18 protein-coding genes are annotated in these 17,172 nt (G+C 64.0%); 13 read left to right on the top strand and 5 right to left on the bottom strand.

All coding sequences use genetic code 11. The annotated features are described in order from the left end of the window. Positions 1 to 41: 41 nt before the first annotated feature. A complete protein-coding gene (locus OQE56_RS12585) occupies positions 42 to 458 on the bottom strand; it encodes a universal stress protein (RefSeq protein ID WP_267224744.1) in 417 nt (138 codons plus the stop codon). 389 nt (positions 459 to 847) lie between these two features. On the opposite strand from OQE56_RS12585, the gene OQE56_RS12580 reads away from it, so the two are divergent. The 9 genes from OQE56_RS12580 (at position 848) to OQE56_RS12540 (ending at position 6,496) form a co-directional block, all read left to right on the top strand. Next, a complete protein-coding gene (locus OQE56_RS12580; protein WP_267224741.1) occupies positions 848 to 1,306 on the top strand; it encodes a hypothetical protein in 459 nt (152 codons plus the stop codon). A gap of 94 nt (positions 1,307 to 1,400) precedes the next feature. Next, positions 1,401 to 1,943 (top strand): peroxiredoxin, encoded by a 543-nt coding sequence (locus tag OQE56_RS12575; RefSeq protein WP_267224740.1) that lies wholly within the window; start codon positions 1,401 to 1,403, stop codon positions 1,941 to 1,943. Continuing rightward, positions 1,943 to 2,497 (top strand): hypothetical protein, encoded by a 555-nt coding sequence (locus OQE56_RS12570; RefSeq protein ID WP_267224739.1) that lies wholly within the window; start codon positions 1,943 to 1,945, stop codon positions 2,495 to 2,497. The genes OQE56_RS12575 and OQE56_RS12570 overlap by 1 nt, the downstream gene beginning before the upstream one ends. An 80-nt stretch (positions 2,498 to 2,577) precedes the next feature. Next, on the top strand, positions 2,578 to 3,330 hold the full coding sequence (locus tag OQE56_RS12565) for a DUF2884 family protein (RefSeq protein WP_267224738.1): 753 nt from the start codon (positions 2,578 to 2,580) through the stop codon (positions 3,328 to 3,330). A 106-nt stretch (positions 3,331 to 3,436) separates the two neighbouring features. Next, on the top strand, positions 3,437 to 3,877 hold the full coding sequence (locus tag OQE56_RS12560) for a PA2169 family four-helix-bundle protein (protein ID WP_267224737.1): 441 nt from the start codon (positions 3,437 to 3,439) through the stop codon (positions 3,875 to 3,877). 28 nt (positions 3,878 to 3,905) lie between these two features. After that, entirely contained in the window at positions 3,906 to 4,481 is a 576-nt protein-coding gene (locus OQE56_RS12555; RefSeq protein ID WP_267224735.1) for a DUF924 family protein, read from the top strand. Positions 4,482 to 4,512: 31 nt separating this feature from the next. Then, complete coding sequence (locus OQE56_RS12550) at positions 4,513 to 4,785, top strand: DUF2845 domain-containing protein (RefSeq protein ID WP_267224733.1); 273 nt, start codon at positions 4,513 to 4,515, stop codon at positions 4,783 to 4,785. A gap of 118 nt (positions 4,786 to 4,903) precedes the next feature. Beyond that, the gene (locus OQE56_RS12545; protein ID WP_267224731.1) at positions 4,904 to 5,221 is read left to right on the top strand and encodes a DUF2845 domain-containing protein; all 318 of its coding nucleotides are present in this window, start codon (positions 4,904 to 4,906) and stop codon (positions 5,219 to 5,221) included. 54 nt (positions 5,222 to 5,275) lie between these two features. Beyond that, complete coding sequence (locus OQE56_RS12540; protein WP_267224729.1) at positions 5,276 to 6,496, top strand: low temperature requirement protein A; 1,221 nt, start codon at positions 5,276 to 5,278, stop codon at positions 6,494 to 6,496. A 35-nt stretch (positions 6,497 to 6,531) separates the two neighbouring features. Here OQE56_RS12540 and OQE56_RS12535 read toward each other — a convergent pair whose 3' ends face one another. Next, the gene (locus tag OQE56_RS12535) at positions 6,532 to 7,554 is read right to left on the bottom strand and encodes a 2-dehydropantoate 2-reductase (protein ID WP_267224726.1); all 1,023 of its coding nucleotides are present in this window, start codon (positions 7,552 to 7,554) and stop codon (positions 6,532 to 6,534) included. Beyond that, positions 7,551 to 9,209, bottom strand: a complete 1,659-nt coding sequence (locus OQE56_RS12530) for an FAD-binding dehydrogenase (protein ID WP_267224725.1) — start codon at positions 9,207 to 9,209, stop codon at positions 7,551 to 7,553. The genes OQE56_RS12535 and OQE56_RS12530 overlap by 4 nt, the downstream gene beginning before the upstream one ends. A 199-nt stretch (positions 9,210 to 9,408) precedes the next feature. Here OQE56_RS12530 and OQE56_RS12525 point away from each other — a divergent pair, with 199 nt between their 5' ends. The 4 genes from OQE56_RS12525 (at position 9,409) to lpdA (ending at position 14,918) form a co-directional block, all read left to right on the top strand. Continuing rightward, complete coding sequence (locus OQE56_RS12525) at positions 9,409 to 10,245, top strand: DUF2884 family protein (protein ID WP_267224723.1); 837 nt, start codon at positions 9,409 to 9,411, stop codon at positions 10,243 to 10,245. Between the two features lie 155 nt (positions 10,246 to 10,400). Next, positions 10,401 to 11,234 carry a mechanosensitive ion channel family protein gene (locus tag OQE56_RS12520; RefSeq protein ID WP_267224721.1) on the top strand — a complete coding sequence of 278 codons (834 nt, stop codon included), beginning with the start codon at positions 10,401 to 10,403 and terminating at the stop codon, positions 11,232 to 11,234. A 141-nt stretch (positions 11,235 to 11,375) separates the two neighbouring features. Continuing rightward, a complete protein-coding gene (gene aceF / locus OQE56_RS12515; protein ID WP_267224719.1) occupies positions 11,376 to 13,046 on the top strand; it encodes a dihydrolipoyllysine-residue acetyltransferase in 1,671 nt (556 codons plus the stop codon). Positions 13,047 to 13,148: 102 nt separating this feature from the next. Next, the gene (gene lpdA, locus OQE56_RS12510) at positions 13,149 to 14,918 is read left to right on the top strand and encodes a dihydrolipoyl dehydrogenase (RefSeq protein WP_267224717.1); all 1,770 of its coding nucleotides are present in this window, start codon (positions 13,149 to 13,151) and stop codon (positions 14,916 to 14,918) included. A 73-nt stretch (positions 14,919 to 14,991) separates the two neighbouring features. Here lpdA and OQE56_RS12505 read toward each other — a convergent pair whose 3' ends face one another. Beyond that, positions 14,992 to 16,041 (bottom strand): hypothetical protein, encoded by a 1,050-nt coding sequence (locus OQE56_RS12505; protein ID WP_267224715.1) that lies wholly within the window; start codon positions 16,039 to 16,041, stop codon positions 14,992 to 14,994. 403 nt (positions 16,042 to 16,444) lie between these two features. Continuing rightward, positions 16,445 to 17,113: a hypothetical protein gene (locus OQE56_RS12500; protein ID WP_267224714.1), complete on the bottom strand. Its 669-nt coding sequence runs from the start codon at positions 17,111 to 17,113 to the stop codon at positions 16,445 to 16,447. Positions 17,114 to 17,172: the final 59 nt, after the last annotated feature.

Below are 17,172 nucleotides of genomic sequence, written 5' to 3'. Positions count from 1 at the left end.
AACGAGCGCCGACCCAGGAGTTAGCGGAGCGTGAAAGCGGCTTAGCGCACCACCGTGACGGGCACGTGGGCGCGTTGCAGCACCTCGCTGGATACCGAGCCAAGCAGCCAGCGCGCCAGCGCCCCGCGTTCGGTATGGCCGATCACGATATGGTCGATGCCGTGGCTGCGAACCTGATCCAGCAGGGCGTCGCCGGGGCACCCGTGCACGACTTCGGCATCGATCAGCGACTGTCCCTCCGGCACCAGCTGCTTCATTTCTTCCAGCAGCTGCGTGCAACGCCTGGGGCCGGGATCGGCCATCATCAATGCGCAGGTATCGGCGCTGCCTTCCGTCATTTGCACGACCGACACCACGCGGACCCGACCGCCGCAGGCGCGGGCCAGATCCACGGCCAGACGCACCGCGCGCTGCGATGTGGCAGAGCCGTCATAACCAACCAGCAAGTGCTTGAGCATGCGCTTTCTCCCCCCGGCTTAAAGCAGGCTGACGGCTATGGTCGATGGATCAGTGGCACCATCGCCTGACATGCATGAGCTCCGCCCGTCAGCTTTCACGGATCTTTTCGCCAGCGTACGCGCCGCGCGTAGCAGCCGCCAGCGGTGGATGCGTACGGCCGTTGTGCTTGCCCGTCACGGCGCAAAACCCCGGAACTTCATTCCCGCTTTCGGGCAATACCAGTTTGCGCGGGGCCCTGTTACCGGGGCATCAAGCGGTGCGATTCCACGCGGCGTTCACAAACAGTAGTGAGGATGAACGGTACGGGCGGGTGTCTGGGGGGTGTTCAGGGTGGCTGCCGACAATGGCAGTTGTCGTCCGATGTTCTCATTCAAGCAAGGAGACAACGATGATCAAGCGTACGTTTGCTATGGCGGCCCTGATGTTCGCCTGCGCTGGCGCCATGTCGGCGTGGCCCTCGGCAAAAGCCCAGGCGGCCGAGGCCGAAGTGAAATGCGATCTGTCGTTCAGCGTGTCGGGTTGGTCGGTGATCTACAAGCACGCGTCGGGCAGCGGCACCGTGGTGTGCAGTAATGGACAGCGCGCCAAAGTGAAGATCGAGCTGAATGGCGGCGGCATCACGGCCGGTAAATATCGCATCGATAATGGCAAGGGTGACATCACCCATGTGCGTAGCATCGACGATGTGTTCGGTAGTTACGCGCAGGCCGGCGCAGAGGCCGGTGTAGGCAAATCGGGTGAGGCGCAGGTATTGACCAAGGGCACCACCTCGCTGGCGCTGCATGGCAGTGGCGAGGGCATCAACCTGGGTGTCTCGGTGGGTGCATTCACGATCACCAAGGAGTAGTGGCTTCGGGCCACGTGTCGCGAAGGGCGCCGCATGGCGCCCTTCGTTTTAGAACGCGTACACTCTGGAGGTTTTCCACGCCCGGAGTCTCGTCATGCGCCGTCTCTCGCTTTTGCTGGTGCTTACCCTTTTGTTGGGTTTGATCGTCCCCGTGTACGCCGACGAACCTGCTGCGTTGCCGCAAGTGGGGCAGGCGGCGCCTGACTTCCATCTGCAGGATCAGAACGGCAAGTGGCACACACCCGCCGATCATCAGGGCCATTGGGTGGTGCTGTATTTCTACCCGAAGGATTTCACGCCGGGTTGCACCACCGAGGTGTGCACCTTCCGCGATGACATCGCCAAGTTGCGCAAGGCCGGTGCCGACGTGCTGGGCGTGAGCCTGGACGACGTGAAGTCCCACGCGGATTTCGCCGCCAAGTACCACGTACCGTTCCCGCTGCTGTCCGATGCCGACAGCAAGACCGCGCAGGCGTATGGCGTGCTGACCTCCAAGGCGGGCTTCAAGTACGCGCGCCGCACCACGTTCCTGATCGACCCGCAGGGCAAGGTTGCCAAGGTCTATCAGGATGTGGATCCGGAGAAAAACTCCGCCCAGGTGCTGGCTGATCTGGCCACGCTGAAGGCCGCGTCCTGATGCCGCTCACGTTGAAAAGCGATGCCGCCCGTTTCAACGGCTTCGCGTTATGGCGCATCGTGGTATGGCTGATCCTGCTGCTGGCGGCTTATGGCTGCCTGCAGTACCTGCTGCACGCTGAGCAGATATGGGGCGTGCTGGGTAAGTTGCCGGCGGAGAACACCGGCGATATCACCCAGCTCCACAAAATGCTGGCGTGGGACGTGGGCTACTTTGTTATCGCCTTTGCGCTGATCGTGATCTGCGCCGGGGTGATTCTCCGTCAGGCGTGGGCGCGTCCGGCACTACAGGCGGCCGCGATTCTGCTGGCGCTGGGTTGGGGGCTGGCGGGTGGTTTGATGTTGCTGTCCCAGTGGCGCGAATTCAGTCAGGGCGTCGAACTGACCAACGCCCAGGCGCCGCTGGACGAGGCGTCCACCATGGCGCTCGCACACGTTCGCCGTAGTTTCCTTATCGCCCTGGCGACGAAGGCAGTCACCGTGCCGGTGCTGCTGTGGCTGGCATGGTGTCTGGGTCGGCCGCAGGTGCGGGCGGGCTTCCGCAAGCTTCGCTGAGGCCCCTGCCGAAAGAGCGGTTCAGGCGCGGTTGCCGCGTGACAGGTTATCGCTGCAACCCCGTCCGTTACGGTTTTCCCATGCGCCTGCGCCGCTTCTCGTTGGTCCTCTTGCTCTCGCTCGGCAGCGTCGCGCTGCACGCCCAGGATTTGGCCACCACCTGCCACGCCACCAGCAGCTATGACCTCACGCTGGCGCCAGATCATTTGCTGTTCGACCGCCCGCAGCCCATGCCGCACCGCGTCGAACTGCGCGACGGCAACCTGCGCACCGATGGCGCCAACGTGCAGCTGCGGGCGGAGGATCAGGACCGTCTGGCCTTGTTTGAGCGCGACCTCCGGGCGCTTGAGCCCCGCGCAAAGGCCGTCGCCACGCGCGGGGTGGATCTCCTGGCCTCGGCCATGCACGACGAAGGCACCCGCCTGTCGCTCGATTCGGATACGCGCGCTGAGCTGGACCGCCGCGTGGCAGCCCGCGCGGCCGAGTTCAAGCAACGTATTGTCGCCAGCCACAGTACCCACGACTGGCAGGGCAACCTGGCCGACCAATACGCCAACCAGCTGGCGTCCGACCTGATGCCACTGCTCGCCAACGATCTCGGGCAGCAGGCCCTGAATGCCGCCATGACCGGCGACCTGCAGGCTGCCGCCAACCTGCGCGATACCGCCGCCGATCTGACCACCCAGCTGAGGCCGCGTCTGGAGCAGCGTATGCAGGCACTGGCCCCGCAGATCCAGGCGTTGTGCCCCGCGGTTCAGCAGTTGGCGGAGTTGCAGCAGGGCATCCGTGGCGCCGATGGGCAACCGCTGAATCTGCTGCAGGTGGGTCAGTAGAACGGAGGCTGAGTAAAACGCTGACGTCCGGTGGCGATTAACCTTCCGCTAAGTGGGGAAGGAAGAGGATGGCCCTCGTAAACCATAAGGTGTAGGAGGCGACCTGGTGTCGCACGCTCGAGTACCGCGTTACAACGATCTGATCCGCCAGGGCATCGATGACCGGGACCTCTACCGGCGTGCCTTGGCTCAGGTGCGCGAACCCGGCCTGCAGGCCCTGCTGGCAGAGAACCTGCAAACCCTCGACATGCTGATCGGCGATCTGCAGGCCCAGGTGCAAGCCAGCGGGCGTACCCCGGCACGGCACGGCACGCTGTCGGGCGCCCTTCGTAGTGCGCTGGCCGAGATGACAGCTGGCCTCGCCAACAATCGTGACGCCGCCTGGGTCCATAGCCTGGCCCGTAACGAGTGCGCCTTGCTGCACAGCTTCGAGCGGCAGATGGCGAACGCCCCCGCTGACTCGGCGCGCGTGCTCAGCGTGCAGCTCTCCCGCCTGCACGGCATTCATAGGGACATGCACTGCCTGGCCGGTACCACGCACGGCTAATATCTGCTGCTTTCAGGGAGGAATACGCGTGTCGGCGACGCCGGGGGACGTGCTGGATTTCTGGTTCGATAACGCCGTCGAGGCGCTGTGGTTCGAGCGTAACGACGCACTCGATGCGCAGATCCGCGAGCGTTTCGGTGAGACGCTGGCCGCTGCCGCGCGCGGCGAGCGCGATGACTGGACGGCAACGCCGGAGGGCTGGCTGGCGCTGTTGATCGTGCTCGACCAGTTCAGCCGAAATATCTATCGCAACGATGCGCGGGCGTGGCAGGCCGATGCCAGGGCACAGGCCATCGCGCTGGCCGGCATCGCGCGCGGCGACGATCAACGCTTGTCGCCGCTGCAACGCCTGTTCGCCTATATGCCGTTGGAGCATGCCGAGCATCTGGCGTTGCAACAGCATTGTGTACACCTGTTTGAAAGACTGGTGGCGTCGTTGCCACACGCCGAGCGGCCGCCGTTCGAGGACTTCCTTGGTTACGCCCGCCGCCACCACGATGTAATACAGCGGTTCGGGCGGTTTCCCCACCGCAACGCTGTGCTCGGACGCGAGAACACCGCTGCCGAGCAGGCCTACCTCGCCAGTCCCGGCGCAGGTTTCTGAGCGTCACCCCACACCAGAGAAGGAGTTCGTCATGCGTCGTTATCTCGCCATCGCACTGCTGTCGCTAAGCCTGGCCGCGCACGCCGCCAGCACCTACCGTGTTGGCAGCGAAGTGCTCACCGTGGGCGACAGTGCCGCGCGTGCCATGCAGTTGATGGGCACGCCGGATTTCAAGGAGCCCGTGGAAAGCGACCTTGGCGGTTACAAGGGCGAACGCTGGCAGTACGCGAAGGACAATGGGCACATCGTCATCATCACTATCCTTGACGGCAAGGTGGCCGAGATCGAGGACCGCTCGCGCTAAGCATCGCGAGAACGACCTACGCGCCGATGCGGCTTACGCATCTGCCGTCGCATAAGCCTCCGTCGTTAAGGTGGTACCGCCGTGCGTCTTGCGCGGCGGTAACCACAAGGAGGTGTCCATGCGTCGCATGCTCGGAGGCGTCTGCCTGCTGCTCGCTCTTGCAGCGCACGCAGGCGGTGGCACGTTGCGGGTAGGCAGTCAGGTGCTGGTGGTCGGCGACAGCGCCACACGCGTAGTGGAGTTGCTGGGCAAGCCAAGCCACCGGGCTCACGCCAAATCCGCCGCGGGCGCAGCTTCAAAGAAGGGCGGCAAATCCCATCGCCCGTCTTCGCCATCGGATGCTGGCGAGCAATGGCAATACCGCCACGGCGACAGAGTCATCACCATCGTGGTGGCCGACGGCAAAGTCAGTGCCATCCGCGACGGCGGAAGATAGCGGCGACCCTGCGGCTCATGCGATAACGTTCGCGTCCCTGGGGAGGCTGCATCCATGTCCGAAGTGCCACAAGCGGCGGAGAGTCACCCGCCGAGCCTGCTGCGTCCCCGTCAGGCGGGCGTGCATGGCAAGGTCACCAATATCGAGCTGTTCTTCGATCTGGTGTTTGTCTATGCGGTGACTCAGCTCTCCCACACGTTGCTGGGGGATCTCAGCGTGCTTGGCGCCTTGCATGTGCTGTTGCTGTTCCTTGCCGTGTGGTGGGTGTGGATCTTCACCGGATGGATCACCAACTGGCTGGATCCGGAACGGCTGGCGGTGCGTCTGTTGATGCTGGTGCTGATGCTGGCGGGTCTGCTGCTCTCCACGTCCTTGCCCCAGGCTTTTGATGGACACGCGCTGCTGTTCGCAGGCGCCTACACCTTTATGCAGGTGGGACGATCGCTGTTCATGGTCTGGGCGCTGCGCCATTCGCCCTTGGCAGCGCGCCGCAACTTTTATCGCATCACCAGCTGGCTGGCGGCCTCCGGCGTGCTGTGGCTGACCGGCGCTCTGTTGGATGGTCAGGCACGTTTCGCCCTATGGGTAGTGGCCATGACTATCGAGTACCTGGGGCCGGCTGCGTTCTTTTACGTGCCGGGGCTCGGGCGCTCGACGACCAGCGAGTGGGACGTGGAGGGCGGCCACTTTGCCGAACGCTGCAGCTTGTTCGTGATCATTGCACTGGGCGAATCGGTGGTGGTGACCGGCAGCAGTTTTGCCGCGAGCGCACGTACGGCGGAAGCCTGGTTCGCCTTCATGACAGCGTTTATCGGATGCGTGGCGATGTGGTGGATTTACTTCGATCTCGCCGCCGAGCGTGGCAGCCGCGCCATGCGGCAATCCAGTGATCCGGGACGGGAAGCGCGATTAGGTTATACGTACCTGCATCTGCCGATCGTGGCGGGCATCGTGGTGAGTGCAGTCGGTGACGAATTGAGCCTCAGCCACCCACACGCGACCGTCGATGTGGCTCAGATGGCGGTGCTGATCGGCGGCCCTGCGCTTTACCTCCTGGGCAACGCGTTCTTCAAGCAGGCCATCAATCACACCCGCTTTCCGTTATCGCATCTGGGTGGACTGCTGTTGCTCGCGGCGTTGCTGTTGCCGGCGCTGTCGATGTCCGTGTTGTGGCTGGCTGCATGCACGACGGCAGTGCTGGTGATATCGGCCGCGTGGGAGGCGGCGGCGCTGCGTCGCTTGCACCGGGATGTGTACAGCTCCGCGAGTGAGTAATGGCCGGCCCTCTGCAGGAGCGCACAAGTGCGCTCCTACAAAAGGGCGTGATGCAGCTCGGCGAGCATGTCTTGCGCACTCCATGCGCGCCGTGCCTGTTCCGCCTCATGAACCAGCGTCACGAGTCGCGCATTCACTGGTGCCGCTACGTGATGCTGCGCGGCTATCCGCACCACCTCGCCGTTGATCGCATCCACCTCCGTGGGGCGGCCGCGTTGCAGGTCCTCCCACATGGACGATCGCGCCACCGGGTCAATCGCGAGCAGTCGCGAGGCGAGACGGCGGAACCATGCATCTCGCATCTCCAGCACGCGCGGCAACCACTGTGGCGGCAGCGGGGTGAGCTTGGCTGGATGGATGTTCGCGGCGGCAAACACGTCAAGCGCTTCGCGTTGCGCCAACGCCAGGCAGCGACGCCAGTCGCGCTGTGACAGCTCGTCCTTCAGCGGCAGGTCGGACAAGGCATTCAGCGCGTTGTTGAGGTTGAGCAACAACTTGGCCGCCAGGACGGAAGCCATGTCGTTGCGGGCGATCATCGGCAATCCTGCGGCGGCAAAGATCGGATGAAACGCGGCGAGCGAGGCGTGATTTTCCACCATCAGCTCGCCGCCCGAACCCTGATGGAAATCGCCCGGCACGCGTTGCAGCACGTTGAACGGCACCATGCCGGTCAGCACCGGATGGCCCGGCAGCGCAGCACGAAGTATCTCGGCGTTGTGCAGTCCGTTCTGGAAACTGATGACGGGAACGCCGGGTGCCACCACGTTCGCCAGTTCGCTCGCCACGGTTTCGGTGGCGGAGGATTTCACGGTGACCAGCACCAGGTGTGCCTTGGCGGCGGCGAAGGGATTGATCTGCAGTTCCACCTCTTTGGCGGCCACGTGTTCGTGGCCGCCTTGCAGGTCACTCCAGTCGAGACCGTGCAGGCGCCACGCATCCATCACACGGCGACGGCCTATGCAGGTGATGCGGGCATGCTCGTGCAGGCGGGCGGCCAGATAGCCGCCGACGCTGCCCGCGCCATAGATGGCGATGCGTGGCAACGCGTGCACACTCATGCGATGGCTGCCGCCGCTGCACGACCGGCGACGCGGCCCGAGAACATGCACCCGCCCAGGAAGCTGCCTTCCAGTGCGCGATAGCCGTGCAATCCGCCGCCACCGAAACCCGCAGCTTCTCCCGCTGCGTAGAGTCCCGGCAACGGCTGGCCATCCTGTCCAAGCACCCGTCCATCGAGATCGGTTTCGAGGCCGCCCAGCGTTTTGCGCGTGAGAATGTTCAACCGCACGGCGATCAATGGGCCGTTGGCCGGGTCCAGCAAGCGGTGTGGCTTGGCGACGCGCACCAGTTTGTCGCCGCGATATCGCCGGGCGTTATGGATGGCCATCACCTGACTATCCTTCGCAAACGGGTTGTCGAACTGCAGATCGCGCGCCTCGATCTCGCGACGGATCTGCGCCACGTCGAGCAGCTGATTGCCGGCCAGCGCATTCATGCCGTCGACCAGGGCTTCCAGCGTGTCGCGCACGATGAAGTCGCGACCATGTTGCTTGAACGCTTCCACCGGCGCCGGCGCGCCCTTGCCGATGGCGCGTTTGGCCACTTGCCGCCAACTCTTGCCGGTGAGGTCGGGATTCTGCTCCGACCCGGAAAGCGCAAACTCGCGGCGGATGATTTGCTGATCGAGCACGAACCAGCTGTAGTCATGGCCGGTGCCGCGCAGATGCTCGAGCGTGCCCAGCGTGTCGAAGCCCGGCCACAACGGACCGGGTAATCGCTTGCCGGTGGCGTCGAACCAGAGCGATGACGGGCCGGGCAGAATGCGGATGGCGTGCTTGGGCCAGATCGGATGCCAGTTCTCGATGCCCTCCACGTAATGCCACATGCGGTCGCGGTTGATCAGGCTCGCACCCGCAGCCTCGCTGATGCCCAGCATGCGGCCATCCACGTGCGCGGGAACACCGCAAAGCATGTGCGCCGGTGGTGGCCCCAACCGCTCCGGCCAGTTGCGCCGAACGAGGGCGTGATTGCCGCCGATGCCACCGGAGGCCACGATCACTACCTGCGAGCGGTGCTCGAAACCATGCAGCACGTCGCGCGAGCTGGGTTTGCCACGCTCCATGCCATCGGGCGCGAGCACGCTGCCGCGCACACCGACCACGGCGCCTGCTTCCACGATCAGCTCATCCACGCGATGGCGGAATCCGAACTGCAGCGTTCCTTTGGCCTCTGCTGCGCGGGCGCGCCGAACGAAGGGTTCGATCACGCCCGGCCCGGTGCCCCAGGTGACGTGAAAGCGCGGTACGGAATTGCCATGCCCAATGGCGCCGTGCCCACCACGCTCGGCCCAGCCGACCACGGGAAACCAGCGCATGCCCATGGCATGCAGCCAGTGGCGCTTCTCGCCCGCCGCAAAGTCGACATACGCCTCGGCCCAGCGTCGCGGCCAGCGATCCTCCACCCGGTCGAATGCTGCCGTGCCCATCCAGTCAGCCAGCGCCAGCGCATGCGAGTCGCGCACACCCATGCGCCGCTGTTCCGGCGAGTCGACGAAAAACAGTCCCCCAAACGACCAGAACGCCTGTCCCCCCAGGCTCTGCTCCGGCTCCTGATCCATCACCAGCACCCGCTTGCCGGCATCGGCCAACTCCGTGGCGGCGGTTAGTCCGGCCAGGCCGGCGCCCACCACGATCGCATCCCACCCCTGCTGCATCCCACGACTCCCCTCATGGTGATACCTGCCGGCGAACTTAGCGTGCCTGCGCATGGCTGCCTATGCGCACTGCGTCATGAAAGGTCCATGACCGATGGCACGGCATGACACCTGGCCCATGTCCGGCGGCGTGCTGCGGCGCATCGTCCGCCCGAAGCGGTGCGGTCTTCGCACGCCGCGGCATAGGGAGGTGTAGACAATGCGCACCCTGATTCTGGCCAGCCTGTTTGCCACGGGGGTTGTCGTGGGCGGCGCCGCGAAGGCGCATGACCTTCAGGTCCATGGTGATCATTGCGGCTACACCACCGACTACGACGTCCAGGTCACGCCCGATGGCATCGGCTTTCATCGCGACAGCGGCAAGGCGAGCGACGTCTTCATGCACGACGGGCATCTGCGTGTGGATGGCCGCGATGTCACCGTGTCTGCCGATGACGCCGCGCGACTGCGTGACTACGAGCGGCAGGTGCGTGCGTTGTTGCCCGAGGTGGCTGCGGTGACCCGCGAAGGCATCAACATCGGCTATGCCGCGATACGCACCGTCATGCTGACGTTCGTCGACAACGAGAGCGATCGCAGAGACATGATCGATCGGCTGGATCGCTATCGCGAGCAGGCCCTGGCACGCGTCGATGGCAGTCTCGGCAAAGGCGAGTGGAAGCCGCACGAACTGGACGATGTGATGGAGCAGGGCGTGCAATCCACCGCGTCTGATCTGGCCGGCAAGGTCGCCGGCTCGGCGGTGACGGCGGCGCTGAGTGGCGATCAGCGCAAGGTGGCCGCGCTGCAGGCACGCGCGGAATCGCTGGATACATCGATCGATCACGAGGTGAACGCACGCAGCCACGAGCTGGATAAACGCGTCGACGCCTTGTGCCCGCGGCTGGGTTCGTTGGATCTGCTCCAACAGCAATTCAAATTCCGCCTGCCGGATGGCTCGCCGCTGCGGCTGCTTTCGCGAAACAACCCTGATAACAAGAAGCTGGTTACAGCCACGAATAGCGCACGCGCCGATGGAGGCGACCCCGTGCGTTGATTCCAAGGTCGGCTCCCCAGTACGACCCCTGGTACTACCCCTCGTGCCGCACCTGCTTGCCAGGCGCGGCATTTTTATGCGCCGCAAGCACAACGGAACCTTGATTGATGGGCTGCTAGGCTTTCCGGCGTTTGTCACTGATGAGCCACTGACCCATGCAAGAACTTCTGTCGCGTCTGCACCTTTCCCAGGGTGTTATCACCAGTCTCGTCAACATCGGCATCGCCATCGCGATATTGCTGATCGGCCTGTGGCTGGCGGCGCGCGTGGCTAACTTTGCGCGGCGTGCGATGCGGCGCGCGAATGTCGATGAAACACTCAGCGGCTTCCTGCGCAACGTCATCAATGGCGTGCTGGTGGCGATGTTGATCGTGATGGCGCTGCAACAGGCAGGCGTGCCGTCGGCGCCGCTGGTGGCGGCGCTGGGCGCGGGCGGCCTGGCCATTGGTCTGGCGCTGCAGGGCTCGCTCAGCAACCTTGCCTGGGGTGTGCTGCTCATTGTGTTCCGGCCCTTCCGCGTGGGTGACTTCATCACCGCGGGCGGTGTCGACGGCACCGTGGAAAGCGTGAGCCTGATGTATACGCTGCTGGTCATGGCCGACAACCGCGAGGCCGTGGTGCCGAACGCCAAGATCGGCTCGGACGCCATCATCAATTTCAATCGCCGCGGCACCCGCCGTATCGAGCTGCGGGTCAACATCGACTACAAGGCCGACATGGGCCGGGCCATGGAGGTGATCCGCGAGCTCTACGCCGCTGACGCACGCATCCTGCGCGACCCCGAGCCGGGAGTCTGGACCGAAGGCCTTGGCGAGAGCGCCGTGGTGCTGGTGCTGCGCGCCCATGTCCGCAGCAGCGACGTCTGGGGCACCCAGACGGATCTGGTGCGAGGGGTCAAGGAGCGCTTTGGCGCGGAGGGCATCAGCATCCCGCTCACCCGGCGCCAGCTGACGACGGTCGAGGGCCATCTTCCCGATCAGGCCGCCTGACATGTCAGTCCTTGCATACGTATGCGAATGGTGGCTTCAAACGATCCAAAACCGTCCAGAAACGGGTGTCGTTCGTTATCATTGGGCCCTTATGCGGCCGTCATCCCCGCCGGCACGCCATCGCCATCCGTAGGAGAAACCATGGCCGACCTCAAAGAAGCACGCGTTCCCGATATCGGCAGCGAAAATGTGCCGGTGATCGAAGTGCTGGTGAAACCAGGCGACAAGGTGGCCAAGGAGCAAGGCCTGGTCACGCTGGAGTCGGACAAGGCGACCATGGAAGTGCCGGCCCCGTTCGCGGGTACGGTGAAGGAAATCAAGCTCAAAGTGGGCGATGAAGTGTCCGAAGGCGCCCTGATCGCCATCATCGAGGCCGACGGCGACGCCGCAGCACCCGCACCCAAGCAGGCCGCGCCGGCCAAGGCTGAGGCGCCCGCCAAGGCAGCGCCGGCCCCTGCACCCGCTCCCGCACCTGCCGCAGCACCTGCTGCCAGCGGCGGCGTGCGCGAAGTGCTGGTGCCGGATATCGGGAGCAGCGACGTGCCGGTCATCGAAATCCTTGTGAAGGTGGGCGACACCATCACCAAGGATCAGAGCCTGATCACGCTCGAATCGGACAAGGCCACGATGGAAGTGCCGGCCCCGTTCGCGGGCGTGGTGAAAGAGATCAAGGTCAAGGTGGGCGACGAGCTATCCGAAGGCAGCCTGATCGCCCTGGTGGAAGCGGTCGGTGGCGCACCCGCCGCAGCACCTGCGCCGGCCAAGGTGGAAGCGCCGAAGGTGGAAGAGAAGCCCGAGCCGATTGCGGCCCGTGGCGTGCTTCCGGGTAATGCGCCGGAAGGCGATGTCCCGCCGACCGCGCGTCCGCCGTTCGATTCCAAGATCGTCATGCCGGGCGATGCGCCGTATGCCAGCCCGGCCATTCGCGCCTTTGCGCGCGAGCTGGGTGTGGATATTCGTCAAGTGAAGGGCAGTGGCCGTGGTGGCCGCATTCAGCGCGAAGACGTCACCGGCTATGTGAAGCACGCGCTTGCTTCGGGCGCACGCCCGACCGGCGCTGCGGTGGCTGCGGGTGGCGGTCTCAACCTGCTGCCGTGGCCGAAGGTCGACTTCAGCAAGTTCGGCGAGATCGAAGAGAAGCCGCTGTCGCGCATCCAGAAAATCTCGGGCGCGAACCTGGCGCGCAACTGGGCGATGATCCCGCACGTCACCCAGCACGAAGACGCCGACATCACCGAGCTGGAAGCTTTCCGCAAGAAGCTTGGCGAAGAGAACAAGGATCTCAAGGTCACCCCGCTGGTGTTCCAGATCAAGGCAGTGGTTGCGGCGCTGAAGAAGTTCCCGCAGTTCAACGCCTCGCTCGATGAAACCGGCGAGAAGCTGATCCTCAAGAAGTACTTCCACATCGGCATCGCGGTGGACACGCCCGATGGCCTGGTGGTGCCGGTGATCCGCGATTGCGACAAGAAGGGCCTGCTGGACCTCGCGGTCGAACTCGGCGAGATCTCCAAGAAGGCGCGCGACAAGAAGCTCGGCCCCAACGAAATGTCAGGTGGCTGTTTCTCCATCTCCTCGCTCGGCGGTATCGGCGGCACGGCGTTCACGCCGATCGTCAACGCACCGGAAGTGGCCATCCTCGGCGTGTCCAAGGCGGCGATGAAGCCGGTGTGGAACGGCAAGGAATTCGCGCCGCGCCTGATGCTGCCGCTGTCGCTCAGCTACGACCACCGCGTGATCGACGGCGCGCTCGCCGCGCGCTTCGCTTCCTTCCTCGCACAGCAGCTGGGCGATATCCGCCGCCTGCTGCTCTGACGCGCTTGCCTTGCTCCCTCTCCCCTCCGGGGAGAGGGCCGGGGTGAGGGGCCAATCTTGCGTCGCCTCTCATGCGCAGCGAAAAGAATTAAAGGATTCCCCATGGCAAGCACCATCGAAATCAAAGTCCCCGACATCGGCGGTCACGACAACGTGCCGGTGATCGAGGTGCTGGTGAAGGTCGGCGACACCGTCGCCAAGGAACAGAGCCTGATCACGCTCGAATCGGACAAGGCGACCATGGAGATTCCCTCCAGCGCCGCCGGCGTGATCAAGGAACTGAAAGTCAAAGTGGGCGACGAAGTGTCCGAAGGTGCGGTGATCGCCGTGCTGGAAGCCGCTGACGGCGCCGCCAAGGCCGAAGCGCCCAAGACTGCAGCTCCGGCACCGGCGCCCGCGCCGGCTGCTGCTCCCGCCGCTGCGGCCGCACCGAAGGCGGCTGGCGCTTCCGGTCGTACCCCCGACATCGAATGCAAGCTGGTCGTGCTCGGCTCCGGCCCCGGCGGCTACACCGCGGCGTTCCGCGCCGCCGACCTCGGCGTCGACACCGTGCTGGTCGAGCGCTATGCCAGCCTGGGTGGCGTCTGCCTCAACGTGGGCTGCATTCCGTCGAAGGCACTGCTGCACGCCGCAGCGGTGATCGACGAGGCCGAGGCGATGGCTGCGCATGGCGTCAGCTTCGGCGCGCCGAAGATCGATCTCGACAAGCTGCGCGACTTCAAGACCAAGGTGGTCGGCAAGCTCACCGGCGGTCTGTCCGGCATGGCGAAGCAGCGCAAGGTGCGTACGGTTCAGGGCGTGGGTACGTTCATTTCGCCGAATGAAATGGAAGTCCAGACGGCCGACGGTACCAAGCTGCTCCGTTTCGAGAACGCCATCATCGCCGCGGGTTCGCAGTCGGTGAAGCTGCCTGCGTTCCCGTGGGACGACGAGCGCATCATGGATTCCACCGGCGCGCTCGAGCTGAAGGAAGTGCCGAAGAAGTTGTTGGTTGTGGGCGGCGGCATCATCGGTCTGGAAATGGCCACGGTGTACTCTGCGCTCGGCAGTGAAGTGACCGTGGTCGAGTTCATGGACCAGATCATCCCCGGTACCGATGCCGATCTGATCAAGCCGCTGGCGCAGCGACTGGCTAAAAAGCTCAAGGGCGTGCACCTCAAGACCAAGGTGGTGGAGGCCAAGGCCACCAAGAAGGGCATCGAGGTCAGCTACGAAGGCGAGAGCATTCCCGAAACCACCGTGTTCGACCGCGTGCTGGTCGCCGTGGGCCGCTCGCCCAACGGCAACAAGATCGGCGCGGACAAGGCCGGCGTGGCGGTGACCGATCGCGGCTTCATCAACGTCGACACGCAGATGCGCACCAATGTGAAGCACATCTACGCCATCGGTGATCTGGTGGGTCAGCCGATGCTGGCGCACAAGGCCACGCATGAGGCGCGCGTGGCGGCGGAAGTGGTCGCAGGCATGAAGAGCTATTTCGATGCGCGCGTGATTCCGTCGGTGGCGTTCACCGATCCCGAAGTGGCATGGGTCGGCGTGACCGAGCGTGAAGCGAAGGAAAAGGGCCTGAAGGTCGGCGTGGGCAAGTTCCCGTGGGCGGCCAGTGGTCGCGCCATCGGTATCGATCGCACGGAAGGCTTCACCAAGCTGATCTTCGACGAAGAAACGCATCGCGTCGTCGGCGCCGCCATCATCGGTCCGCACGCGGGTGACCTGATCAGCGAGCTGTGTCTTGCGATCGAGATGGGCGCGGAAGCCGCTGATATCGGCCTCACCATCCATCCGCATCCGACGCTTGGCGAATCGGTGGGCATGGCGGCCGAGGTCTACGAAGGCACCATCACCGATCTGTACATTCCGAAGAAGAAATAAGTCTGCAATGCGTGACAAAAAAAGCCCGGGCATGCCCGGGCTTTTTTTTGCGAGCCGGCAGAGCCGGTGAAGGTCAGTTCGACTCGGTAAACCGAATCGACGGCATCGTACCGCTGGAAGCGGTGCAGCTGCCGAGGTTCAGATTGTTGCTCTCGCCGGTGCTGCCGGAGTTGGCAACGCACGACGGTGCGGTGGTGGAGCCGTTGTTCACCGCTACATTCACGGTGATGGAGGAGCCGCTGTTGAAGTCGGCTTCAGAGCCACCGGCGTTGCCGACGACATTGAACTCCGACACGTTCCACACCTGCGCCAGATAGAGCACGCTGTCCTTGCCGCTGGAGCTGTAGGCCTGGGTGCCATTGGTGAACACCACCGTGTCGTTGCCGCCGGCCGTGACGGTGCCCGTCAGCTTGACGTTGCCGAGCTGGGTCGCCGGTACATCGGGGGCTGTGGCGGCAGCGCTGTTCTTGTAGCAGTCGCCTGAGCCATCGCTACCCCAGCCGCTCGGGCAGCGGTGGCCGCCGTAGCCGATCAGCCAGTACTGCATGAACACGGCGGCCTGGCCCTGCACGCTGTAGTCAGGTGCATACACGAACTGCTGCCACACCGTGCAGCCCGAATGGCCATTGCAAGCCGATGTCGTGCTGTTGAAGCTGGAGTTGATCTGCAGCGAGTACTCGTTCGGGCCGAGGATGCCGCCATTGCCGTACGCCGGCACGCCAACGCCGGTCTCCGACGTCACACCCGTGACGACAGGGAAGGTACCGATGGTTTCGGTGATGAGATGCGAGCTTTGCAGGGTGTAGTCATTGCCATTGCCGGCCGTTTGAGCGGCACCGAACCTGGACCAGCGCGGCACGGGAGCAACGCGGGGCGTGGCCTCTTTGCACGCCACTTGCTTCCACACAATGCTCGGATAGGCAGCCGTGAAGCAGCCTTCTGAAGGCGTGGCCGTATGCGAAATGTCCTCACGCCAGTGGTCGCGCGCCTGCGCTTCCATCGGGCTGACGATTTCATTCGTGAACTGCGCCGATGTATCGGCTGGCTGTGCAGCGGATAGGGCGGGAAAACAGGCGGCACTGACAAGGCTGGCTAGCAACGCAAACTTCAACTTCGCTCGCATTGAAATTCTCCCTCGTATGCAATGAAACACCGGTTTCGACTCTGGACCATCCACGAGTCGCTGACTTGCAACAACAACTCCCCACTACGCCGCAACTTCCACAGTCGCAGCGAATCCCGTGTTTGTTTGTCTACAGCTCCCCTGGAGCGCGCAGCTTACGGCGATGACAGAGTGTATTTATGCGCACTCGATCACGATCAGCGCGTGAACGTGATCGGGTTTGTCATCGTGAAAATATGTTATCCGTCGAAACTTTCTACGCCATGAACGACCTGTGGTGCAGTCGTGCCTGTTGCGGGCAAGTGGCTGGCGTTGCTTTTGGAACGTGCAAATCGCCGCGATAAACAGATTTCGCTGGCGTGGCGCCGCACGTGGCGGCGCCGCAGAAAACTGCGTCTTCGCGTCAGTTGGTCGATGTAGCTAGGGCCGCCTGCATAGGGATGGCTGCATGCTTTAAATGGTCGATGGTCTCGCTGGAGGTGCCGATCATCTGCTGCAGCACGCCGAGAAATTCCATGGGGTCGACGTCCTTGCCGAGGCTGATGCGTGTACGCAGCTCGACCATGCGCGGCGCGTTGATTGCCACCAGGCTGTCGTGCGCCATCCAGCTGGACATCTCGCGCTGATTGGCATAAGCGGCGGCATATTTACGAAGCTTTTCTGCATCGATCCAGGTGGCCGATTGGTTGGCCACCGCCACGTCCCAGGCCTGGCTGGAAAGCGTGGGCCAGTCGAGGCTCAGCCTGAACTGGGTGTTGGTGGCCCGGATATGTTTGTTGATGTCGCTGTCCGGCAAGCCCTTGCGCACGTCTGCAGCAATGGCTTCATGCAGTGCTTTCATCGACGCGAGCCGCTGCGCATTGTTCTCCTGTGCTTCAAGTACGTCCTTCAGCGTGTCGCGCAGCTCCGCATCGATCTGTGCGCTGGCATATTCCGCTGCATGGTGGTGGTGGATGCGCTCGATCCACTGCTCCAGGCCAAGCGCGGTAAGAATACTGAGCACAATCATCAGATAATGCTTGGCGAACTCGCGAAGTGAATGCTTCTCAAGCTTGGGTACTTCGAAATGCATGATGACTCCTGTACGGCGAGAGCGAAGGCGGCGTAGCGTATCCGAAGCGAGTGGCGGCG

This window comes from Dyella silvae, assembly GCF_026421305.1.
GTDB lineage: Bacteria > Pseudomonadota > Gammaproteobacteria > Xanthomonadales > Rhodanobacteraceae > Dyella > Dyella silvae.
This window is presented reverse-complemented; position numbering and strand designations above follow the sequence as displayed.

Coding starts and splice junctions, on each gene's coding strand:
- OQE56_RS12585 (WP_267224744.1), bottom strand. CDS start 458: ATGCTCAAGCACTTGCTGGTTGGTTATGACGGCTCTGCCACATCGCAG.
- OQE56_RS12580 (WP_267224741.1), top strand. CDS start 848: ATGATCAAGCGTACGTTTGCTATGGCGGCCCTGATGTTCGCCTGCGCT.
- OQE56_RS12575 (WP_267224740.1), top strand. CDS start 1,401: ATGCGCCGTCTCTCGCTTTTGCTGGTGCTTACCCTTTTGTTGGGTTTG.
- OQE56_RS12570 (WP_267224739.1), top strand. CDS start 1,943: ATGCCGCTCACGTTGAAAAGCGATGCCGCCCGTTTCAACGGCTTCGCG.
- OQE56_RS12565 (WP_267224738.1), top strand. CDS start 2,578: ATGCGCCTGCGCCGCTTCTCGTTGGTCCTCTTGCTCTCGCTCGGCAGC.
- OQE56_RS12550 (WP_267224733.1), top strand. CDS start 4,513: ATGCGTCGTTATCTCGCCATCGCACTGCTGTCGCTAAGCCTGGCCGCG.
- OQE56_RS12545 (WP_267224731.1), top strand. CDS start 4,904: ATGCGTCGCATGCTCGGAGGCGTCTGCCTGCTGCTCGCTCTTGCAGCG.
- OQE56_RS12540 (WP_267224729.1), top strand. CDS start 5,276: ATGTCCGAAGTGCCACAAGCGGCGGAGAGTCACCCGCCGAGCCTGCTG.
- OQE56_RS12535 (WP_267224726.1), bottom strand. CDS start 7,554: ATGAGTGTGCACGCGTTGCCACGCATCGCCATCTATGGCGCGGGCAGC.
- OQE56_RS12530 (WP_267224725.1), bottom strand. CDS start 9,209: ATGCAGCAGGGGTGGGATGCGATCGTGGTGGGCGCCGGCCTGGCCGGA.
- OQE56_RS12525 (WP_267224723.1), top strand. CDS start 9,409: ATGCGCACCCTGATTCTGGCCAGCCTGTTTGCCACGGGGGTTGTCGTG.
- OQE56_RS12520 (WP_267224721.1), top strand. CDS start 10,401: ATGCAAGAACTTCTGTCGCGTCTGCACCTTTCCCAGGGTGTTATCACC.
- aceF (WP_267224719.1), top strand. CDS start 11,376: ATGGCCGACCTCAAAGAAGCACGCGTTCCCGATATCGGCAGCGAAAAT.
- lpdA (WP_267224717.1), top strand. CDS start 13,149: ATGGCAAGCACCATCGAAATCAAAGTCCCCGACATCGGCGGTCACGAC.
- OQE56_RS12505 (WP_267224715.1), bottom strand. CDS start 16,041: ATGCGAGCGAAGTTGAAGTTTGCGTTGCTAGCCAGCCTTGTCAGTGCC.
- OQE56_RS12500 (WP_267224714.1), bottom strand. CDS start 17,113: ATGCATTTCGAAGTACCCAAGCTTGAGAAGCATTCACTTCGCGAGTTC.